The organism is Burkholderia sp. PvR073 (genome assembly GCF_054055695.1).
Window position 1 is genome coordinate 49263 of record NZ_JBSRXO010000017.1, and the last position, 22618, is coordinate 71880.

The 22618-nt window shown below is 60.8% G+C and carries 17 protein-coding genes; 3 read left to right on the forward strand and 14 right to left on the reverse strand.

Annotated features, from left to right (window positions below):
- Window positions 1-189: 189 nt before the first annotated feature.
- From ACVK00_RS31790 to ACVK00_RS31815, 6 genes are all read right to left on the reverse strand, one after another.
- Window positions 190-738 (reverse strand): flavin reductase, encoded by a 549-nt coding sequence (locus ACVK00_RS31790; RefSeq protein WP_284900190.1) that lies wholly within the window; start codon window positions 736-738, stop codon window positions 190-192.
- 121 nt (window positions 739-859) lie between these two features.
- The gene (locus ACVK00_RS31795) at window positions 860-2767 is read right to left on the reverse strand and encodes an AMP-dependent synthetase/ligase (RefSeq protein WP_284900192.1); all 1908 of its coding nucleotides are present in this window, start codon (window positions 2765-2767) and stop codon (window positions 860-862) included.
- The gene (locus ACVK00_RS31800) at window positions 2764-3564 is read right to left on the reverse strand and encodes an enoyl-CoA hydratase/isomerase family protein (protein WP_350227450.1); all 801 of its coding nucleotides are present in this window, start codon (window positions 3562-3564) and stop codon (window positions 2764-2766) included. Before ACVK00_RS31800 ends, ACVK00_RS31795 begins: the two co-directional genes overlap by 4 nt.
- Window positions 3561-4715 carry an LLM class flavin-dependent oxidoreductase gene (locus ACVK00_RS31805; RefSeq protein ID WP_284900196.1) on the reverse strand — a complete coding sequence of 385 codons (1155 nt, stop codon included), beginning with the start codon at window positions 4713-4715 and terminating at the stop codon, window positions 3561-3563. The genes ACVK00_RS31800 and ACVK00_RS31805 overlap by 4 nt, the downstream gene beginning before the upstream one ends.
- A gap of 291 nt (window positions 4716-5006) precedes the next feature.
- Window positions 5007-5786: a creatininase family protein gene (locus ACVK00_RS31810; protein WP_284900199.1), complete on the reverse strand. Its 780-nt coding sequence runs from the start codon at window positions 5784-5786 to the stop codon at window positions 5007-5009.
- 2 nt (window positions 5787-5788) lie between these two features.
- Window positions 5789-6553, reverse strand: coding sequence for an enoyl-CoA hydratase/isomerase family protein (locus ACVK00_RS31815; RefSeq protein ID WP_284900202.1), 765 nt, complete (start codon window positions 6551-6553; stop codon window positions 5789-5791).
- 218 nt (window positions 6554-6771) lie between these two features.
- Here ACVK00_RS31815 and ACVK00_RS31820 point away from each other — a divergent pair, with 218 nt between their 5' ends.
- Complete coding sequence (locus tag ACVK00_RS31820) at window positions 6772-7593, forward strand: AraC family transcriptional regulator (protein WP_350227451.1); 822 nt, start codon at window positions 6772-6774, stop codon at window positions 7591-7593.
- Between the two features lie 37 nt (window positions 7594-7630).
- Here the strand turns inward: ACVK00_RS31820 and ACVK00_RS31825 are convergent, their stop codons facing one another.
- The 7 genes from ACVK00_RS31825 to ACVK00_RS31855 form a co-directional block, all read right to left on the reverse strand.
- Entirely contained in the window at window positions 7631-9268 is a 1638-nt protein-coding gene (locus ACVK00_RS31825; RefSeq protein WP_354123380.1) for an acyl-CoA synthetase, read from the reverse strand.
- Window positions 9269-9472: 204 nt separating this feature from the next.
- Window positions 9473-10621 carry a 3,4-dihydroxy-2-butanone-4-phosphate synthase gene (gene ribB, locus ACVK00_RS31830; protein ID WP_284900207.1) on the reverse strand — a complete coding sequence of 383 codons (1149 nt, stop codon included), beginning with the start codon at window positions 10619-10621 and terminating at the stop codon, window positions 9473-9475.
- Between the two features lie 22 nt (window positions 10622-10643).
- The gene (locus ACVK00_RS31835) at window positions 10644-11153 is read right to left on the reverse strand and encodes an Lrp/AsnC family transcriptional regulator (protein ID WP_059694533.1); all 510 of its coding nucleotides are present in this window, start codon (window positions 11151-11153) and stop codon (window positions 10644-10646) included.
- A 247-nt stretch (window positions 11154-11400) separates the two neighbouring features.
- Window positions 11401-13152, reverse strand: coding sequence for a dihydrolipoyl dehydrogenase (gene lpdA / locus ACVK00_RS31840; RefSeq protein WP_354123379.1), 1752 nt, complete (start codon window positions 13150-13152; stop codon window positions 11401-11403).
- Window positions 13153-13422: 270 nt separating this feature from the next.
- Window positions 13423-14760 (reverse strand): dihydrolipoyllysine-residue acetyltransferase, encoded by a 1338-nt coding sequence (gene aceF, locus ACVK00_RS31845; RefSeq protein WP_354123412.1) that lies wholly within the window; start codon window positions 14758-14760, stop codon window positions 13423-13425.
- A gap of 161 nt (window positions 14761-14921) precedes the next feature.
- Window positions 14922-17636 carry an alpha-ketoglutarate dehydrogenase gene (gene mdeB, locus ACVK00_RS31850; RefSeq protein ID WP_284900118.1) on the reverse strand — a complete coding sequence of 905 codons (2715 nt, stop codon included), beginning with the start codon at window positions 17634-17636 and terminating at the stop codon, window positions 14922-14924.
- Between the two features lie 319 nt (window positions 17637-17955).
- Window positions 17956-18840, reverse strand: coding sequence for an AraC family transcriptional regulator (locus ACVK00_RS31855; RefSeq protein WP_228910448.1), 885 nt, complete (start codon window positions 18838-18840; stop codon window positions 17956-17958).
- A gap of 790 nt (window positions 18841-19630) precedes the next feature.
- Here ACVK00_RS31855 and ACVK00_RS31860 point away from each other — a divergent pair.
- Complete coding sequence (locus ACVK00_RS31860) at window positions 19631-20980, forward strand: MFS transporter (protein ID WP_284900122.1); 1350 nt, start codon at window positions 19631-19633, stop codon at window positions 20978-20980.
- Between the two features lie 71 nt (window positions 20981-21051).
- Window positions 21052-22224: a porin gene (locus ACVK00_RS31865; RefSeq protein WP_354123378.1), complete on the forward strand. Its 1173-nt coding sequence runs from the start codon at window positions 21052-21054 to the stop codon at window positions 22222-22224.
- Window positions 22225-22299: 75 nt separating this feature from the next.
- Here ACVK00_RS31865 and ACVK00_RS31870 read toward each other — a convergent pair whose 3' ends face one another.
- Window positions 22300-22590, reverse strand: coding sequence for a DUF4148 domain-containing protein (locus ACVK00_RS31870; RefSeq protein WP_284900126.1), 291 nt, complete (start codon window positions 22588-22590; stop codon window positions 22300-22302).
- Window positions 22591-22618: the final 28 nt, after the last annotated feature.

Here is a 22618-nt window from a genome sequence, read left to right on the forward strand (position 1 = left end):
TGCGCTAATCGTGTCCGGCTATTCCGCTAATGCGGTGCGGCGAAGGTCAAGCGACATTGCAAGGTCTTGAAGGCGCATTAGCAAAATCTTCGCACATACATCCCCCCCTTTGTTACATGAGCGCAGCAGAAACTTCGAACGGCAACCATCGGCGTGGCCTTGTGGTCGGTCGGGAACAGCCGCGCCGTGTTACGCATGCTGCTGCGGCAGCCGATGATAAGCGCGCCCGTGATAGACGAGGCCCGAACACGCGGAACCGAGATGTACCGCCTGCACGGCGCAGAAAAAGACCGTATGAGTGCCGATGTCGATGCTTCGGTCCACCGTGCAGTCGAGACTCGCGGCCGCTGTGGCCAGCACCGGCGCACCCGTGACGAGACGGATCCACTCGCCGTACGTGAAGCGCTCGGTCATCTGGACATCGCCCTTGCCCGCGAAGATCGGTGCAAGCATCTCGTGCTCATGGGAAAGGACGTTGACACAGATGATGCCCGCCTTGCTGAAGTGGCCAAATTGACGGCTGGACCGGCCTATGCAAACGAGCACCGTAGCAGGGTCGTCGGTGACGGAGCACACCGCGGACACCGTCATGCCGACATCGCCGGAAGGTGTCGTGGTGGTGATGATATTCACCGCGGCGCCGATACGGGACATGGCTTCGCGGAAGGTCGTGCGGTCAGGGGAAAGTGCTATCACGGCGGTACCTCTCTCGGTGGACGGAACGGGGTGCAGCTTCATGGCGGAGCGCCACAGGTACTGACATGAAGCAGCGTGGTGAAGTACCCGTGGCGTTACACCGTTCATCGCCCGCGCCGCACCGTCGACAGGTTCTCGTGGCCAGTTGCGCTGCCGGCGATTCCTATTGCTGGTGAACGGAAGCTGCTGGCCCTGAACCGGCAAGCTGCTCTTTGATCAACTGTTCTTCGGCATCGTCGTAAAGGCCGGCAATAATGTGCTCGTAGCGTGCCATCAATGCCTTGCGGCGTTTCTTGCGCGTGGCGGTCATCACACCATTTTCCGGTGTGAGTTCCTCGGGGAATATCCTGAACGCCTTGATCTGCTCTGCCCGCGCCAACCTCGCATTCGCCTTTTCCACTTCTTCACGGAGCAGGTCGATAACGATCTGCGAGGTGGCCAGATCGGCGTACTGCGTGACCGAAGGGTCGCGCGTCCGGGCCCAGTCCATGGTGAGCGTGCCGTCGACTTCGATCAACGCCGTCAGATACTTGCGCCCTTCCCCAATCACCAGTGCCTCGGTAATGTACGGGCTCTGGCGAAGTTCGTTTTCGATCTGCACCGGGCTGATCGATTTGCCGGCGGCCGTATTGATAAGCTCTTTCTTTCGATCGATCAGCTTGTACGAACCGTCCGCGCCGACGTCGACGATGTCGCCGGTATACAGCCAGCCGTCCCGCAACGCGGCCTTCGTTTCGGCTTCCTTGTTCCAGTAGCCGATGAACAGCCCCGGCCCCCGAACGATCATTTCACCGTCCGGCAACACACGGGTTTCCCAGGCGGGGTCGTCAAGCGGCACGCCGGAATTGCCAGGCCTCGACCAGTCGGTCACCTGCGCGAGGTTTCCGCCGACCATCTCCGTTTGCCCGTAATTCTCTTTCAGGTTGACGCCCCACAACTGGAACAGTGTGACGACCTCGGGTGGCACTGGAGCGGAGGCTGTATACGGATAGCGCAGATCGTCGAAGCCGATTCTGGCCAGCAACGGCTTGAAAACGTGCTCACGGCAGGTGGCGTAGAGCTGTTCCTTGAATGGGTCGCCCGTGCCTGCGTCCAGTCGATCGGCCAGCACTTCCCGCGCGACGCCAAGTGCGAGCTTGTAGTTTCTCTGCTCGGCTTCGCTGCTGCCGTTTACGTGGTTGATGATCTGGGTCGCGAACTTCTGATAGAAGCGCGGCGGCGCCATGTAGGACGTCGGTCTGACTTCCTGAATGCACTTCGCGAAATCGGCCGACACGTCGACGAAGTAAGGTACCGTCTTCGCGATCAACGGCAGCGTCGTCGCCTGAATGCGCGCGACCGTGTGCGAAAGCGGCAGATGGACCACCATGCGCTGCGGTTCGGACAATATCGCCGGACAGAAGGTCGGCCACGTGAACGCGCCCGCCAGCATCGACACATGCGTCAGCATTGCACCTTTGGGCGCCCCCGTGGTTCCGGAGGTGTAACCCAGGCTCACCAGGTCCGTCGGCCTCGCAAGCTCGGACTGCTCACGCAGGTAAGCGACTTCGTCGCCGGCAAAATGCGACGCGAACTCGGCGAGTGAAACGACATTCATGCCGGTTTCGCCAGGCGAGCGCTTCCAGTCCGGATCGAGCACCACGATCTTGAGGAGCCTGCGGGACGTATCGGCCGCTTCCATGATCCGAAGCTGTTCGGCACTTCCGGCAAAGGCGAGTCTCGCCCCTGAATCCTCCAGGTGGTAGCGGACCTCCTCGACCGACGCGGTGAAATAGACGCCTACCGTCACCGCTCCCGAGCAGATCGTCGCCATGTCGGCAATGAGCCACTCCCGGGATACGTCGCCCATGATGGCAATCCGATCGCCTCGTGCTACACCGGCCGCCCTGAGGGCGGCGGATACGGAACAGACTGCGTTCGCATAGCCTTTCCAGGTGGTGGGCACCCACTCCCCGGCACGCTTCTGAAAGAACGCGTTAGCGTCGGCGTCGTTCTTCACGCGCTCGATCAGCAAGGCCGGAATAGTGGTGGTCGCGAATTGACTGCCGGAAGTCCACGGTGCCGCGCTCATTTCCAGTTTTCTCCAAAGCGCTTGCGCTTTTCGGTGAACGAAGCCACCGCTGCGCGGCGCTCGGGGGAAGTGAACGTGATCGTCTCCAGAGCGATCGACGTATCGAGTAGCAGATGGGCATTCTGCTTGACGAGCTTGTTGACACAGTATTTCGTCCAGACGATCGCGTCGCGCGGACCGCTCGCGAGCAGTTCCGCGTAATCGATCGCCGCCTCCAGCAGCTTGTCGCTTTCGACGATCTTGTTGATCATCCCCATCGTCAGCGCTTCCTCGGCGCTGATGAAGTCGCCCGTCATCAGATAGTGCCGAGCGCGGACCGGCCCGAGCAGAAGCGGCCAGATCACAGCACCACCGTCGCCGGCGACGACACCGGCATTGACGTGCGTATCGGCGAACCGTGCGGTCGGGCTCGCATAAATCATGTCGCAGAACAGCGCCAGCGTCGCGCCCAGACCCACGGCCACGCCATTGACCGCCGCCACGATCGGCACCTCGACCTCGAGCATGTTTCTCACGAGATGACGACCGCCGCGCGTCGCCGACGGGATATCGCCATTGTCGATCGACTTCTGATCGCCGCCGGAGCAGAAACCGCGGCCGGCGCCGGTCAAAACGATCGCCTTGACCGATTTGTCGTGATCCAGATCGACGAACACCCGTTCCAGTTCGCCGTGCATGTCCCAATTGATGGCGTTCAGGATTTCCGGACGATTCATCGTGACAATCGCGACACCGGAGGACCGTTGTTCGACATTCAGATACTGATAGCGCGAAGACGTATTCATACGTAGGTTCATCCTTGAGTGTGCTGCGGGTTGGCAGCCTGCGGGCGCATCGCGCGAATCTTCTCGAGCAACTCGTCGGTCGGGCGGACGATATTGTTGCGATCGTTGAAATGAGGAATCACGTAGCGACCCACCATCTCGATCGCCGACATGATCTGCTCGTGCGGTACCGAGTCGATATGCAGCAGCACCTCGTCGATTCCGAGCTTCTCGTATTGCTCCAACTGACGGATGACGGTATCGGGGCTTCCGCACACCGTGGTGGCGGATTCGTTCAGGAGGTAGTCCCAATCTTCGGCGGCGCGTTGCATCGCGGACACGCTTTCGGCCATGTACGCGTAGTTGTCCGCGAGTTTGGCGAGCCGCGGATAGGCGTCGGTCGAGATGCGCGCGTAGTTCATGATCGCGCGGGCGTAAATGTCCTTCGCTTCCTGGTCGGTCTTGCCGATACCGATGAAGAGCGGCATGCCGGCACGCGGCTTGTGCAACGGTCCGGTCTCATCGCGCTTCCAGCTCTTCCAGTAGGTGTCCAGCAGACCCTTCTGTTTTTCCCATCCCTGATAAATCGCATGGCTCATCACCGCGAGGCCTTCCGAGCCGGCCCAAGCGTGGCTGTTCGCGCTGGTGGCGGCAACGCCGAGCACGGGATACGGTTTTTGCAACGGCTTCGGCACGAGCGACCGGGGCGGCACCTGGTAATACTTTCCCTCGAAGGTGAAAACGTCCTCACGCATCGCTTTGCGCAACAGCGCCATGCCCTCTTCCATTTGCGGCAGGGTTTCCTCGGGCGATACGTTGAACGCGCGCATTGCGATCGTCGTGTTCGCGCGCCCGCAATACATCTCCATCCGGCCGTCGGAGAGGATGTCGGTGGCCGCCAGCCGTTCCGCGGTACGCAGTGCGTGATTGATGGCCTTCGGCATCAACGCCACGGCAGGACGAAGCCTGATTCGCGAAGTGACGGCTGCGAGATAGCCAAAGACCACTTCAGGCGCCGAACTCGACACTCCGCCAAGCGCAAAGTGCTGCTCCGACAACGCAACGAAGTCGAAACCCATTTGCTCCGCGAAAAGCGCTTCGCGAACCAGCTCGCGAAGCCTGTTCGAGTAGCTATGCCCGACCTGCGTCTCCTGCTCGGACCAAAAACCAAATTTCAATGGCATTTTCTCTTCCTTGACAGTCGTAATTTGAAAATTCACGGCGCGCGCGAACTGTTGCCGAGGTTCCGGTCACTGTCGTGCCGTTGAACCATGAACATCGCCCTTGCACTTGATTTAGAAACGTCTCGGCCAGAATGGATAGGAATCCCTATCGATCTGTTTGCCGTTTCTGACTTGATCTCTTATTTGTTTCCGTGAATGAATATTGCCGCATATCCCGCAGCATTTTTTATTCTTTTCATGCCGCGACCTTGCCGATACCGGCAGATCATGCTGCCGGCGTTCCGCCCTTTTCTACGTCGATGATTCGGCTGCAAATGCCGACGCGAGAAGTCTGGCCGTCGCACGCAGACAGGCCTCGCCAATCTCGCGTGATGATCCTCGCGCATCGCCGAGCACGCCGTTTCGGGAGAGGGACGCCACGCCTTCCTTCCACATCCGGTTCAATTGCTCGGTCGTCATGACGCCCACATGGCCTGCCGTGAGTTGAGCGAGTCGGACACTGTCGGGATGAAGGTGGATCATGAGGGAGGTTTCGGCGATGTCGGCGTGTCCGCCCACGGATTCCGGATCGCCGCCGGCTTCCTCGACCGCCAGTCGCCATTCACGCAGCCACGCCTGATGATTCGTATAGGCAAGCACCTCGACGTCCGGCCCGACAGCCTGTCGCAATCCCGGCAACATCGCGTGAAGGGCATTGAAGTTGCCGACGTGTGCCGAGAACAGGTAGATGCGCTTGAATCCGTGTGTCGCGAGGCTCACGCAGTAATCGTGGCAGAGCGCGGCATACGTGTGCTCCTGCAACGAGATCGTGCCCGGGAAGGCCATGTGGTGCTTCGAGCATCCCGCTTGTATCGTCGGTGCGATTAGGGTTCGCCCCAGCAACGTGGCGATTTCCACCGCCAGCGCGTCAGCATGATCGGCATCCATGCTCAGCGGCAGATGGGGGCCGTGCTGCTCGATTGCGCCGCAAGGAATGATGACGCGATCGAACTGCATGGCCAATGCGGCCGCCACGTCCTCATACGTCATGCGCGCGAGATGCAGCGTTTCCGGTAGTGGGAGATTGCTCACGATCAGGCCTTCTTGTTGCGGTTCAGAAATCTGGATCTCGCGTCCGCGGTCTTCGCGTTACCGAGATATCCACGCAGGTCATCGAGCGTCATCTGCAGCAGAGATGCGTCGTTCATCCGCGGACTCTCGCGCAGCGTTCTCTTGATGGCGGCGAAGAGTTGGCGATCTTTGGTGCAAAGCTCGCGGCATTTGGCCAGCGCGTCTCGCAGCGTTTCATCACGCGCGGATATCGTGTCGACCGCGCCTATCTCCAGCGCTTCTCCGGCGGTGATCAGTTCGCCTGAATAAAGCAGCGAACGCGCGGCACGTTGACCCAGCAGGGCCGCTGCGTGGCGCATGCCTTTTGCCGCGGGCAGCAAGCCGTGATTGATCTCGGGAAATCCCAGCCGGGATTCGGCGGACGCGACGACGTAATCCGCATGCAGCACCATTTCGAATCCGGCGCCCACTGCATAACCGTTGACCGCGCACACGAGCGGGCTCGGATACTGCTCGAGTTGCGCCAGGAACGCGTGGAACGCTTCCATGCGCGACAGGGCGAGATCATGGTCCGCCACTTCATTGATATCACCACCGGCACAAAAGAACTTCTCTCCCGCGCCGGTGAGCACGATGCCGGGTGGCACGTCTTGTTGAGCGAGGTCGCGGAAGATGGAAATCAATGCGGTGATGAGCGGTTCGCTCAGCGCGTTTGCCGGTGGCCGGTTGATCGTCAGCCGCACGATGTCCGCGTCGACGTGTGTGCAAATCAATTCGTCGGTTTTCATACCTGATGTCCCGTCATTTTTCATCGGGTCAGTGTAGGTCCAGCCGGGCCAAATTTAATTTTGATTTACGGGCGCCATCGTTGATTCGGCGGATTAAAATCGCGTCAGTCGGATGGCCCACAATATGTTGCGCCGAGGGCGACGACACATGAATTCACCGAGGCCGGGCAGGCGCAGAAAGCGAGTGAAACGTGGAACCCGAAACTCCCGAAATCCGTATGTCCGCTTCGCGAGCCATGACAGACCAGGTGAAGATCAACTATCAACCGTTCGATCCGGACTCCGTCGATTTGCCGGTCATTTCCGTTCTTCTGGAGACGAGTGCAAAAGAGGATGAGCTGCCAATGCACGTTCATCGCAAGGGGCAAATGGTCGTCGCATTGAGCGGGTCGGTCATGTGTCGATCACCGAGCGGATGGTGGATCGTCCCGCCCAACGGCGCGGTGTGGATTCCGGGCGGCATTCCTCACAGCAATCATGCTTCCGATTTCGCCAAGCTGTACGTCATCTTCATTCCACCGGACGAAGCCGGTCTGCCCACCGACTGCCGCAGCTTTACGATCACGCCGCTCATCCGCGAGCTGATCCGTTCACTGGCCAGATTCCCACCCGACTATCCGAAGGACGGCCCGGTGGGTCGGCTCGCCAGAGTGTTGCTGGATCAGCTCGCGCTGCTGGCGCCCGACGACGTCTTTCTCCCGATCTCCGACAATCCCCGGCTTCAACAGATCGCTTCGGCGTTGCTCGACAACCCCGCCGACCGCAGCACGATCGCGGAATGGGGGCGCCGATATGCAATGAGCGAACGTACGCTCGCGCGACTGGTACGCAGCGAAACCGGCATGACCTTCGGGCGCTGGCGCGAGCGCCTGCATATCATCATTGCGCTTCAGCGATTGTCGGCAGGCGCGTCGGTTCACGCGGTGGCGCTCGAGCTCGGCTATGAAGGTCCGAATTCGTTCATCACCATGTTCAAGAAGACCATGGGACAAAGTCCCGGCAAATTTCGAGTGGACAACAAGGAGGCTTCGTCGCGTTGATCGAAACGCGGCGGCTGGCGCTACGCCGCCGCCTCTTTCACAGCTGGCGCGCTCGCTCCCGCAAGTTGAACTTCTGGATCTTGCCGGTCGCAGTCTTCGGCAGTAGCGAGAACACGATGGTCTTCGGCACCTTGAAATGTGCCAGCCGCTCGCGGCAAAACGCGATGATGTCTGCTTCGGTCACGACCGAATCGTCTTTGAGCGTGATGAAAGCACAAGGTGTCTCGCCCCACTTGTCGTCGGGACGCGCGACGATTGCCGCCTCCAGAACAGCGGGATGGGAATACAGTATGTCCTCGACCTCGATCGACGAAATGTTTTCGCCCCCCGAGATGATGATGTCCTTCGAGCGATCCTTGATTTCCAGGTAGCCATCGGGATGCCACACCCCGAGATCGCCTGTATGAAACCACCCGCCGGAAAATGCCTCCGCGGTTGCGTCCGGATTCTTCAGGTAGCCCATCATGACGTTGTTGCCACGCAGAAATACCTCGCCGAGCGTTTGCCCGTCTTTTGGAACGGGCTCCAGCGTATCCGGGTGGGCCACCATCATTGCCTCGAGAACAGGGCCGCGCACACCCTGGCGGGCCTTGAGTCGCGCTTTCGCATCGAGATCGAGCGCATTCCACGACTCGCGCCACACGCATTGCACGACCGGCCCATAAGACTCGGTCAACCCATAGGCATGCGTCACCTCCCAGCCCATGCGCTCCATGCCGGCGATCACCGAAGCCGGCGGCGGCGCACCGCCGGTCATGACCTTGACTCCGTGACGAATGCCCGCTTTCAGCTCCGGCGCGGCGTTATTGATCATGTTCAACACCACGGACGCGGCACAAAAATGCGTGACCGCCTCGGTGCGGATGGCGGCGAGAATCCGCTCGGCCCGCGTATGACGCAGAAAGACACTGGTGCCGGCCACCAACGCCATGGTCCAGGGAAAGCACCAACCATTGCAATGAAACATCGGCAAGGTCCACAAATAGGTCGTGTCCTCGTCCAGATGCCACGATAGTGCATTCGACACGGCGTTCAGATATGCGCCGCGATGGTGATACACCACGCCTTTTGGATTGCCCGTCGTGCCGGATGTGTAGTTAAGCGAAATGGCCTGCCATTCGTCTTCCGGCATCGCGACAGAGAATTCCGTGTGCGTGGCCTCCTGCAGCAACGCTTCGTAGTCTTTTTCGCCGAGCAGATCGCCTTCTCTACACTGAGGATCGTCGATGTCGATGACCTGAATGACGCGGCCAAGACGTGCCAGGGCTTTCTTGACCGTCGGGGAGAATTCACGGTCGGTGATCAGCAGCTTCACGTCGCCGTGGTCGAGAATGAAAGCGATCGTGTCGGCATCGAGCCGTGTGTTGATGGTATTCAGTACGGCACCGCAAAGCGGTACACCGAAATGCGCCTCGAACAGTTCCGGCGTATTGGCCGCGATCATCGCCACCGTATCGCCCTTGCCAATGCCGCGCCCGCGCAGCGCACCGGCGAGCAGCCGGCAACGTCGATAGGTTTCGGCCCAGTCGCGGCGAATCGTGCCGTGCACGATGGCCGTGCGCTCCGGCCAGACAGACGCGGCGCGTTCGAGAAACGTCAGCGGCGACAAGGCAACGAAGTTCGCCCGGTCGCGCTCGAGTCCGATCGTATAGGGATTGTCTGCCGTTGTTTTCATGCGGGTCGCCCCGCAGCTATGGCACTCGCGCGCTCGCCGACGATGCCGAAGTTTTCTGCGTGTCTCATCTCTCCTCCTCCAGTTGCTCTTCTGGTCACGAAACGCTCTGCAATGAGCGACACGACTTCATCCGGAAAAACGCCACCGCAACTAGAACGGGAGAGCCCGATTTCTGCATCGGCACGGCGGCACGACCGGACGGCGTCAAACTTCCTGATCGTCGTGGATACGCTCTATTTTTCTCTGCTCCACCACGTTCAAACCATAGCCCTCCAGGCCCACGATCGTTCTTTCATGATTGGAGAGCAGGATCATGTTCTTCACGCCGAGTTCGGTGAGAATTTGCGCGCCTATTCCGTAATCACGCAGTTCCGGCTCGGCAGGCTTGGGGTGCATCATGGAACGCACACGTTCCGACACGGCCGTGACGCGCGACTCGCGGATCACCACGATGACGCCGCGGTTCTCGTCCGCCAGCAAACGCGCGGCGCCGCGTAGAGACGCCAGATGGTGACCGCCGATGACGTCGTTCATGGTATCCATCGCATGCATGCGCACGAGAACAGGGTCCGCGCCCCGCAGATCGCCCATGACGATGGCGATATGCTCGACCTGATCGATCCGGTTCCGGTAGACGACGATCCGCCAATGCCTTCCGTTCGGCTCGGTAAAGCTCCCGTGTTCAACGGCCTCCACGAGCCTTTCCGTTCGTCGGCGATACGCGATGAGATCGGCGATCGTGCCCAGCTTCAGCTGATGCCGCCGTGAAAAGGCGACCAGGTCCGGCAGCCTCGCCATAGTGCCGTCGTCGTTCATGATTTCGCAGATCGCACCAGCCGGCGCGAGCCCGGCCAGACGGGCGATATCTACCGCCGCCTCGGTGTGACCCGCGCGCACGAGCGTGCCGCCGTCGCGCGCCATGAGCGGAAAGACATGCCCGGGAGAAACGAGCTCGTCGCGCCCCGTTTCCGGATTGATCGCAATCGAAATCGTGCGGGAACGGTCGGCCGCCGAGATGCCGGTACTCACACCGTCACGCGCCTCGATCGACACCGTGAAGGCCGTCTCGTGCCGCGAGCCGTTGATTTGGCTCATCAAATGCAAGCCCAGCGATTCGCAGCGCGAGCGTGTCATCGCGAGGCAGATCAAGCCACGTGCATGCGTCGCCATGAAGTTGACGGCGTCGGGCGTGGCGAATTGCGCGGGAATGATGAGGTCGCCTTCGTTCTCGCGATCCTCGTCGTCGACCAGAATGAACATGCGCCCGGCGCGCGCTTCTTCGATAATCTCCGACGCCGTTGCGATGTCGGCGCGCGAATCCACCGGCCGGCCGGCGGACATTGCGTTACTCATGAGAACACCTCACGCGATGTGATCACGACGCCTGCGCCAGGCCATGAATCTGGATAGGCCGTGTCTTGTCGATAGGAAGCGTCGTCTTGTTGGCAAGCCGTTTCAGGACGACGTTCGAGCGAACGCTGGCCACACCGGGAAGCGACGTCAGCTTGTGTGTGATGATGTGTTCGAGTTCGACGAGATCCCTCGCCACCACCCGCAGCAAATAGTCGGTTTGCCCGGTCATCATGAAGCAGTCCATGACTTCGGTGATGCCTCTGACCGTGTCGGCGAAACTCTCCCGCGCCTGCATGCCCTGCCGCTCCAGACTGATCTCGACGATGGCCATGACGCCCAGGCCGAGCAGGGACGCATTGAGCACGGCGACGCGCCGGCTGATTACACCGAGACGCTCCAGATTTCTGACTCTGACGAGACAGGGAGAGGGCGACAGGTTGACTCGAGCCGCCAGTTCGAGATTCGTCAAACTTGAGTCCTCCTGAAGTTCACTCAGGATGCTAAGGTCTATCCTGTCCAGCGCAACGTTCATGGCCTGGGTCTCCTCTTTGCACAAGGCTCCGGTGCCCTGAGGTTCGAACGCTCGCTTTCGGGCAGACCATCGATTTCCGCTCCGGCACGCATTCGAACAACATCACCTGATGAACGAGTTTATGCCAGCCGGCTCCGCGGAAAATTCCGATAAAAAGTCGAGTTATCACCAAAAACAGACATTCTCGGCGCACGCTCGGGAAAACCCGCTATTCGTCATACTTGCGACATGCAGGCCCTGATGTCGATCAGGCCTTTCCAGGCGGCGGCAGGTCCGTACACACGCCTTCGTACAACTCGGCGGCCATGCCGACCGATTCACCGAGCGTCGGGTGCGGATGGATCGTCTTGCCGATGTCTTCCGCGTCCGCGCCCATCTCGACGGCGAGACACACTTCGCTGATCAGGTCGCCCGCGTTCAGGCCGACGATGCCGCCACCGATCACGCGATGGGTTTCCTCGTCGAAGATCAGCTTCGTGAAGCCTTCGTCGCGGCCGTTCGCGATCGCGCGGCCCGATGCGACCCACGGGAACACCGCCTTGCCGTACTTGATGCCTTCGGCCTTGCACTGGTCTTCCGTCTTGCCGGCCCACGCCACTTCCGGATCGGTGTAGGCCACCGACGGAATCTGCAGCGCGTCGAAGTACGCCTTCTCGCCGTGCGCGGCTTCCGCTGCCACGTGGCCTTCATGCACGGCCTTGTGCGCGAGCATCGGCTGGCCGACGACGTCGCCGATCGCGAAGATGTGCGGGACGTTCGTGCGCATCTGCTTGTCGACGTCGATGAAGCCGCGGTCGGTGACGGCCACGCCGGCCTTGTCGGCGCCGATCGTCTTGCCGTTCGGGCTGCGGCCCACCGCGACGAGCACGAGGTCGTAGCGCTGCGCTTCCGCCGGCGCCTTCTCGCCCTCGAACTTCACGTAGATGCCGTCTTCCTTCGCTTCCGCGCCGACCGTCTTGGTCTTCAGCATCACGTTGCCGAAGCGCTTCGCGTTGTACTTTTCCCAGACCTTCACCAGATCGCGGTCCGCGCCCATCATCAGGCCGTCCATCATTTCGACCACGTCGATCTCGGCGCCGAGCGTCGCGTACACCGTTGCCATTTCGAGGCCGATGATGCCGCCGCCGATCACCAGCATCCGCTTCGGCAGTTGGCGCAGTTCGAGTGCGCCCGTCGAATCGACGACGCGCGGGTCTTCCGGCATGAACGGCAGCTTCACGGCTTGCGAGCCCGCGGCGATGATCGCCTGCTTGAACTTGACGACCTTCTTGCCGTTTTCGCCCTGCACTTCCATGTGATACGGATCGACGAATGCGCCGACGCCCGTGACGACTTCGACCTTGCGCGCCTTCGCCATGCCGGCCAGGCCCGTCGTCAGCTTCTTGACGACGCCGCCCTTGAAGTCGCGCAGCTTGTCGAGATCGACCTCCGGCTTGCCGAACGTGATGCCGTGCGATGCGAGCGCCGCGGCTTCGTCGATGACGAGCGCCGTGTGCAGCAGCGCCTTCGACGGGATGCAGCCAACGTTCAGGCACACGCCGCCGAGCGTCGAGTAGCGTTCGACCAGCACCGTCTTCATGCCGAGGTCGGCTGAGCGGAACGCGGCCGAGTAGCCGCCGGGGCCGGCGCCGAGCACGAGCATGTCGCACTCGATGTCCACCGCGCCGGCATAGCTGCCGGCTTGCGGCGCGGCGGCCGGAGCGGGTGCAGCCGGTGCGGGTTTCGCTGCCTCGGGTGCTTTCGCGGGTGCGGCGGCGCCTGCTGCTGCTTCGACGATGGCGATGACGGTGCCTTGCGAGACTTTCTCGCCGGCTTTGACCTTGATTTCCTTGACCGTGCCGGCGACGTCGCTGGGCACTTCCATGGAGGCTTTATCGGATTCGAGCGTGATGAGCGTTTGCTCTTTTTCGATCACGTCGCCTGGCTTCACGTTGACTTCGATGACATCGACGCCGCTGAAATCGCCGATATCCGGAACCTTGACTTCGATGAGACTCATTACTGTCCCCTTCTTGATTAGCTGCTGACAGAGGGAGAGGGCTCAACCGCTGAACGACGGCCTGACAAGAGAACGCGATGCTGGGCAGGACCACCTTTGCGGTCCGCCCAAGGACGCGCCTTTCTTTTGGTTACTTTTCTTTGGAAGACAAAGAAAAGTGACCGCCGCCCCGCGCAGGGGCGACGCTGGCAGACCGTTAGCAAAACAGGTTCAACGACGAGGCGTGGATGACCGACAGAAACCCCACGCCCCTGCGAGCCCCTCTGCTCATCAAAGAATGACGCGACGGAGATCGCCCAGGATGGTTTTCAGATAAGCATTGAAGCGTCCCGCTTCCGCCCCGTCGATGACTCGGTGATCCCACGACAACGACAGTGGCAGAATGAGCCGCGGCACGAACTGCTTGCCATCCCACACCGGCTTCATCGCGCTGCGCGACAACCCGAGGATTGCGACTTCCGGCGCGTTGATGATCGGCGTGAAGTTGGTGCCGCCGATCCCGCCGAGCGACGAGATCGAGAAGCAGCCGCCTTGCATCTGGTCCGGCTTCAGCTTGCCGTCGCGCGCGGCCTTCGACAGCTCGGCCATTTCCTTCGCGATGTCGACGAGACCCTTCTTGTCCGCATCGCGGATCACCGGCACGACGAGGCCGTTCGGCGTATCGGCGGCGAAACCGACGTGGTAGTACTGCTTGAACACCAGGTTGTCGCCGTCGAGGCTCGCGTTGAAGGTCGGGAACTTCTTCAGCGCGGCGACGACCGCCTTGATCACGAACGCGAGCATCGTGAACTTCACGCCCGCCTTCTCGTGTTCCTTGTTCAGCTGCGCACGCAGTGCCTCCAGTTCGGTGATGTCCGCTTCGTCGTTGTTCGTGACGTGCGGGATCATCACCCAGTTGCGATGCAGGTTCGCGCCCGAGATCTTCTTGATCCGCGACAGCGGCTGCGAATCGACGGGACCAAATTTCGCGAAATCCACCTTCGGCCATGGCAATAAACCCAGCTCCGCTGCGTTCGCCGGGACAGGCGTCGAGACTGGAGACGTGCTGGACGATGCCGTCATCGCATTCCTGACGAACGCGGCAACGTCTTCCGATGTAACGCGCTGCTTCGGACCGGTGCCCTGCACATGCGATATCTCGACGCCCAGTTCTCGCGCGAGCTTGCGCACCGACGGCGACGCATGGCTGTCGCGATGCGGTTCGCCTTCGTGCGCCGGGGCGCGATGCAATGGCGCGGGCGCGGCTTTCAGTTCGGGCGCCGGCGCGGGCACTGGCACTGGCACTGTCGTGACATTCGCCGACGAACACGTGAGATCGCGCGCCGCGGAGGCGGCAGCAGGCACAGGCACCGCGTCGTCCTGCCGCTCACCGTCGTTCTCGAGCAGCGCGATCAGCGTGCCTTGCGACACCGTTTCGCCAACCGCGACCTTCAGCTCCTTGATCACGCCAGCGGTGGGACTGGGCACATCCATCGTCGCCTTGTCCGACTCGAGCACGACGAGCGACTGCTCCTGTTCGACGCGTTGTCCAACTCCCACCAGAACTTCGATCACCGGGATGTTCTTGTAATCGCCGATATCCGGTACTTCTATTCGTGTCACCCGCACATTCGTCTCCAACAGCAAGCGTTTCAACAGTCGGCACTCCTCTTCATCTGGCCGGACGCACTTGATTCGATCGGATTGCCCACGATGGACCGATGAACGCGCGAAGCCTTCGAGCAGCCGATTCGCGCGCCGCTCTCATGGCGCGCACCGGTCAACGGGTTCTAGACAAGCCAGGGTTCGATCAGCCCGCTTCCGATTCGCCCGTATCGGTCGATCGCCCGACGCACGATGTCCGGGTCCTGCTGGCCGTCGTCGGCGAGTGCTTTCAGCGCGGCGATCACGATCGACGCACGGTCCACTTCGAAGAACGCCCGCAACGCCGCACGTGTATCGCTGCGCCCGAAGCCGTCGGTACCGAGCACGACATAGCGGGACGGCACGTACGCGCGGATCAGTTCGGGCACGGCGCGCACATAGTCGGTCGCGGCAATCACCGGTCCACGCGCGGCGCCCAGGGCCGCCGTCACGTACGGCACCGGAGGCTCGCCGCGCTCCAGCAGCCGCTGCTTGCGCTCCGCGGACACGCCGTCGCGATGCAATTCGGTAAAGCTCGTCACGCTCCAGACGGCCGCGTCGATATTCCAGTCGTCTTTCAACATCCGTGCCGCGGCCTGGACTTCACCGAGAATCGCGCCCGAGCCAAGCAACTGCACCTGCGCGATCTCGACCTGCGCAGGCTCCAGCACGTACATCCCCTTGAGCACGCCGCGCCGGACGCGATCGACATCCGCTTCAGTCAACGGACGTTGTGCGTAGTTTTCGTTGGTGACCGTCATGTAGTAAAACACGTCGCGCTGACGCGCGATCATCTCCTGCATGCCTTCGTCGACGATCATCGCCACTTCGTACGCGAAGGCAGGATCGTACGCACGGCAGTTCGGTATCGTCGAAGCCGCAAGGTGGCTCGTGCCGTCTTGATGCTGCAGACCTTCACCACCGAGCGTCGTCTTGCCGGCCGTCGCGCCGATCAGGAAACCGCGCGCGCGCTGGTCGGCAGCCGCCCAGATCAGGTCGCCGATACGCTGGAAACCGAACATCGAGTAGTAGATATAAAACGGCAGCATCGTCAGATCGTGCACGCTGTAAGACGTCGCCGCGGCAATCCACGACGACACCGCGCCCGCCTCGGAGATGCCTTCTTCCAGAATCTGGCCGCCCGTATCCTCACGGTAATAGAGCATCGAACCCATGTCTTCCGGCTCGTACAGTTGACCGAGCGGAGAATAGATGCCGACTTGCCGGAACAGATTCGCCATGCCGAAGGTGCGCGCCTCGTCGGCGACGACGGGCACCACACGCGGCCCCAGCTCGGCGTCCTTCAACAGGTTGCCGAGCATGCGCACGAACGCCATCGTGGTGGACATTTCCTTGTCGTTGGTGTCGAGCGCGAATCGTCCCCACGACGACATCGCTGGCACGGCCGGCGCGTGCGATGCCGCTGTGCGCCTTCGGGGAAGGTAGCCGCCCAGCGCCGCACGGCGCGCGTGCAGATACTGCATGACGGCACTGCTTTCGTCCGGTTTGTAGAACTTGAGTTGTTCGACATCGTCGTCGGAAAGTGGCAGGCGAAAGCGGTCGCGAAACGCCTTCAACTGGTCGATGTCGAGCTTCTTTTGCTGATGCGTTGTCATGCGCCCCTGGCCGATCGAGCCCATGCCGAAGCCCTTCATCGTCTTCGCGAGAATGACCGTGGGTTGCCCGCTGTGTTTCGACGCCTTTTCGTACGCAGCGTGCAATTTGCGCACATCGTGGCCGCCGCGCCGCAGGCTGTCGATATCGTCGTTGCTCAGATGCGCGGCGAGCGCGGCCAGCTCGGCGTTCTGACCGAAAAAGCGTTCGCGATTGTAAGCGCCGTCGTTGGCGGAAAAAGTCTGGAATTGGCCGTCCACGGTGTGCGCGAACGCGCGCAACAGCGCCCCCGTGCGATCACGTGCGAACAGGGCGTCCCAGTCCGAACCCCACAACACCTTGATGACGTTCCAGCCCGCCCCCGTGAACTGCGCTTCGAGTTCGTCGATGATGCGGCCATTGCTGCGCACAGGTCCGTCGAGCCGCTGCAAATTGCAGTTGATCACGAACACGAGATTGTCGAGTCCCTCGCGCGCGGCCAGCGAAAGCGCGCCGATCGCCTCGGGTTCGTCCATTTCGCCATCGCCGAAATAGCCCCACACCTTTCGGCCTTCCGTGCGTTGCAATCCGCGGTTCTGCAGATAACGCATGAAACGCGCCTGGTAGATCGAGTTGATCGGCCCGATACCCATCGAGCCGGTCGGGAACTGCCAGAAGTCCGGCATCAGCCACGGATGCGGATAGGAACACAGGCCCGCACCGGTGATTTCCTGTCGGTAATGCTCGAGATGCGTCTCGTCGAGAAAGCCCTCGAGATAAGCCCGCGCGTAAACACCCGGCGCGGAATGAGGTTGAAAATAGACGAGATCGCCACCGTGAGCATCATTCGGCCCACGAAAGAAATGATTGAAGCCGACTTCGAACAGGTCAGCCGCCGACGCATAGCTGGCAATATGCCCGCCGAGTTCACCGTAGGCACGATTGGCCCGCACCACCATGGCCAGCGCATTCCAGCGCAGCGCGGCAGCAAGCTTTTCTTCGATATCGAAGTCGCCGGGATACGGGGGCTGCTGATCGACGGTAAGTGTATTCGCGTATGGCGTGATATTGAGGCGCGCCGTTGCGATACCGTTGGACGAAGCGTGGGCCGCGAGCCGATCGAACAGGTACTGCGCCCGTTCGGCACCTGCATGCCGGACCACGCCATCGAGCGCGTCGAGCCATTCGGCTGTTTCGAGTGGGTCGTCGTCAACTTTCGTCTGGCCCAGGGAAAGGATCGAGGGTGTCCCCGTCGATAAGTCGGTCATCTTGCTACTCCGTAAAAGCAATGCGAATTCAGTGGCGAGTGCGCAAAGATTACGGGGGATGCCGCAGAATGTGTGGTCGTATTCAGGGCCGCCGAAGCGCTGTCAGCTGCGGTCTCTTCTGCGAAATGCGTGATCTACAGCATTTCTATTTGATGCGGGCGGCCTAGCGCGCAGGACCCGGAGTCACTGGCGGGAAAATGGACGAAAGGCGCGTCGAAACGCGAAGCGCGTTCCATCACGACGGGCATCGGGAAGGAACGGGCCGCATGATTGCGGCCGCTCGCGCCACACGTTCATCGATACGCAGAGGCGCGCGACTTCACACATCGGCCACCCCATCCGCTGGGCCATCCGCTCGGTCGTCCATCTCGGTCGAAGTCGTCGACGCGAGGACCGCCCCCGACTGCGTGCGCGCCAGCGCGGCGAAGTAGCGGCCTGGCGAATGCCCGAGCGCTTTCTTGAACATGGTGATGAAGGCGGTTACCGACTCGTAGCCAAGTTCGTCCGACACGCGTTGCACGGAAGCGCCGCCGGCAAGCTCGCGCACCGCAACGAGCAGTTGCAACTGCTGCCGCCAGCGGCCAAAGGTCAGTCCCGTTTCGCTGACGACGAGTCTTGCCAGCGAACGCTCGCTCATGGCGAGACGCTTGGCCCATTGCGCGACGGTGCTGCGATCGCCGGGATTGGCGTTCAACGCGTCCGCCATCTGCCGAATTCTCGGATGATCCGTAACCGGCAGATAAAGACGCTCGACCGGCATCAACGTCAGCTCATGCAACAGCACGCGCGCAAGCCGGTCGGTATGGCCGCCCTGCTCATGGTCCGGCGGCGCGTCGGCCAGATGCAGGATCATTTCCCGCAGCATCGGCGAAATGGACAGCGTGCAGCAATCCGTCGGCAAGTCGACGATACCGGGCTCTGCGAACAGATAGCAAAGCCGGGCATTGGGCGTGGCGTGGTTGCTGTGCGGCATCTCGCCAGGAATCCAGACGCCGCATTGCGGCGGGACGATCCAGAACGCGCCCGCGACCCGACAGGTTACGGCGCCGTGCAACGCCAGCACCAGTTGCCCCTTCAGATGTTTGTGAACAGGGATTTCGGCAGCATGCTCGTCGACGTGCATGCGCATCGCTACCGCCGGCCGATCGATCGCGTCGGGATCCGCAAAATCAGGAAGACTAACGTAACGGTTCATATCCGGCATTTTAGCGACATGTTGAAATTGTAGCGAAATCGATGCGAAGCATGAGCCGGCATAGTCGCGCCATACCAAGCTGGAATGCCGCCACGACTTTCATTGCGCCAGACCTCGCCTTCCCGAACAGCTGGAATCCGGGCTCGCGGGTGAGCGTTTCGACAGTGTCGATGCCTGTGCTGTCCGGTTCGGACCCGATTGTGCTTCGTGCACAATCTGTGGCACATCACGTACGCGGCTCACAAGTCGGACGAAAGCCACGATGGCGTCGCGCGGATCGACGTGGACGGCACCGCGAAGTTCAGCGAGCCACCGACCGCGAATTGCGCTTCGATTGACGGCTCTCACCGCACAATCTGCCGAACGGAGCGCCACTGCGGCAACACAAGAATAAGAAATGCTGCCTGAACTGCGGCAATATTTCTCCGTGCAATCAAAATGACTTCACGATCCAGGCGACCCGGATTCCGTCAAGCGCAATGAAATCCGGAGCGACGAAATAATAAATCAAGCGAGACAGTTTTTTCATACTAATGCCGGACGGACGACAGCGCCGCACCACTGCGTATGGGGCTTGTCCCGTACGGCACGGTCGTCGTCCGTTGAATCCGCAGCGCCGCTTCATTCGCATAACCAACCAGCCTCGGTAATTAATCAAATATTCGTCATATTAATCATCGATTCTTGAAACCCGTTTTACTGGAACTTAATGCTCGACCATCTGCGCCACCACCTTTAAACCAGCAAACAAAATGTAATACCCGGAGTAAACCCTTCCTTTTAACGCAAGGAGAACAATATGGAAATACGGCAAATCAACGTCTACGATGTCGTCGACAGTCGCAGAATCGGCAGGAGGCAGTATTTCATCGTCGCCTTCTGTGCGCTGCTCATGCTGTTCGATGGCTTCGACACCCAGGTCATCAGCTTCATCGTGCCCGTTCTCGCGAAAGAATGGCAACTGCCCAAGGCGGTATTCGGCGCGATTTTTTCAGCAGTTTTCTTCGGGCTACTAATCGGCAACTTCGGCATTCCGTTCGCGACCCGGCGCTTCGGCACGAAGAAGATTGCTTTCGTGGCAACCGCTGCTTTCGGCCTGTTCACCGTCCTGACCGTCTTTGCCACCAGCGTGCCGCAACTGATCGCCTTGAGGTTCCTCACAGGCATCGGCCTCGGAGCGGCCACGCCTTGCGCGGTGGGCCTCGTTTCGGAATTCAGCCCGAAGAGAACCCGTGCGACTTTCGTCATTCTTGTCTACCTGGGATATGCGCTGGGGTTTATCTTCGCGGGCATCTGCAGTAGCGCCTTGATCCCGCGGTTTGGCTGGGAAGGTCCACTGTGGCTGGGCGGGCTCGCGGCACTGGGCTTGACGGTGTTGCTTATCCCGCTGCTGCCGGAATCCGTGGCCTACCTGTCGGCAAATGCGGAGCCGGCCGAATTGCTTCGTTTAACCAAGCGCCTCTTTCCCGATTTCACGCTGCAATCGGGCAGCGAACTGGTCACTCACGATGAGAAGCCAGCGGACGCAAGCGTGCTCGGATTGTTCTCCGCACAATTCCGCGTGGGGACATTCCTGCTGTGGGCCGTATTCGCCATCAACCTGGCCGCTTTCTATTTTCTGCAAAGCTGGCTGCCGACCGTTCTCGCGTCCATCTCGTTCCCACCCGCGCTCGTGGTCTGGGCGACCATCACCGTGATCATCGGCGGCATCGTGGCCAGTCTGCTGATGGGACCCATCATGGATCGCACGAGCCCTTACAGAATTCTGTCCGCGGTCTACGTCGGCGGCGCCGTGTCAATGTACGCGATCTCCGTGGCAATCGGCTCATCGCATCTCGCTTTACTCACGACGATCTTCTTTTGCGGCTTTTGCATCAGCGGCGGACAAACCTGCACGATCGCGTTGTGCACGCTCTTCTATAGCCCGGAATTGCGCGCCCCGGGCGTCGCATGGGCCTATGGATTCGGTCGGCTCGGCGCCGCGGGCGGCACTTACCTCGCGGGCGTCCTGTACGCGAACAACTGGGCCGTCGACGCGATGTTTCGCGTTGCAGCAGCGCCAATACTCGTTGCAGCGGCTTGCGTGGCCCTGATGGGCGCTTGCTATGGCCTGACGAAGAACGGCCTCAAGAAATCCTTCTCGGCCTGACCTGCACCACGCGCTGAATCGATGAACGTCAGGTGAACGGTTCTTTTATGCCTTTGAAATGCGGAGATCTCATGAAAACGAAAAAAATCGAAATCATTGTCGGCTCGCTCATGGGACTGGCCAGTTCCGTCGCGCATAGCCAAAGCAGCGTCACGCTCTATGGCGAGATCGACAACGGTATTCATTACCAGACCAACGTAGGCGGCGGCAAAGCTGTCTACATGGACTCGCTGGACGGTATCGACGGCAGTCGCTGGGGGCTGACCGGCAAGGAAGATCTGGGAGGCGGTCTCAAGGCGATTTTTACGCTCGAGTCCGGCATCAACGTGAATAACGGACAACTTGCCCAGGGCGGCACGGCGTTTGGCCGACAAGCTTTCGTCGGACTGAGCAGCGACACTTACGGTTCTCTCACCGTCGGCCGTCAATACGACATGGTGTGGTATTTCCCCGAGTTTCTTGCCGGTGCTGCAGCGGTTGGCGACCTGGCAAGTGCGCATCCGGGAGATTTCGACAACACCAGTAACAGCGTGCGATTCAACAACTCGGTGCGCTACATGAGCCCGGACTTCCACGGCTTCTCCTTTGGCGCCGAATATAGCCTTGGCGGCGTGCCCGGCGACTTCACTTCGACGTCGGGCTATTCGCTTGGAGTCGGTTACACACACGGTCCGCTTCAGATCGGCGCGGCGTTCGATTACTTCAAACACCCGACGTCGACACCAGGTAACGGATGGTTCACCAACTATGCAAGCGGCTTCAATCTGCTGGCCTCTTCCCTGAATTCGGCTTATCAGGTCGCGCAAGCCTATCAGGACGCCGTCATCGCGGCGGCCTACACGATCGGAAACGCAACGATCAGCGCGTCGTATTCAAATGTTCAATACGCCAATCTCGGTGCGTCGTTCCTGAACGGTACGGCCATCTTCAACAACTATGACATCGGTTTGAACTACTGTGTCACGCCGGCCTTTTTCGTCGGCGTCGCGTATGACTACATGAAGGCGCGGAGCGTCGCGACGGCACAAGGCAATTCCGTCGGCAATCAGCACTACAATCAGGTGGCGTTCACGCTGGACTATCTGCTGTCGAAGCGTACCGACGTGTACTTCTCGGGCGGCTGGCAACGCGCTTCCGGCACATCGTCGACGGGCGCGCTAGCGGTCGCCAACATTGGCGGATCCGGAGATTCATCGAATAACCACCAGATGGTTTATCGGGTCGCTATACGACATAAATTCTGAGCCTTGCTCGCCCTCGAGTCCGCATGACGATGCGGCGATATTTCAGCGCCGGCATGCAGACGCCACGGTCATTGCTCAAGGTTGCTGGTTCGACGCCTGCAAGGATGGCGTCGTCCCGGCGCCTGCATCACGGACATCCCAATTCCGGCGAGCCTGCGCCATATCGGGCGGATAGGTCCGCTGCCTGCGCGAGTGAGTCGGAATCCAGCCGTCGCGTTCTGCCTGAACGAGTTCGGCCCGCACCTCAGCTCGCGTCTTTCCACTTGTGACCACTGCCGCGGCGCAGCCCGCATCGACTACACCGGCGCTTGCGGCCAACGGGAAGCACGTGACGAAGCAGAGTATCGCTGCAATTGTCGTGCGCATGAGAATCTCCTTCCTTGTAAAGCCGTGG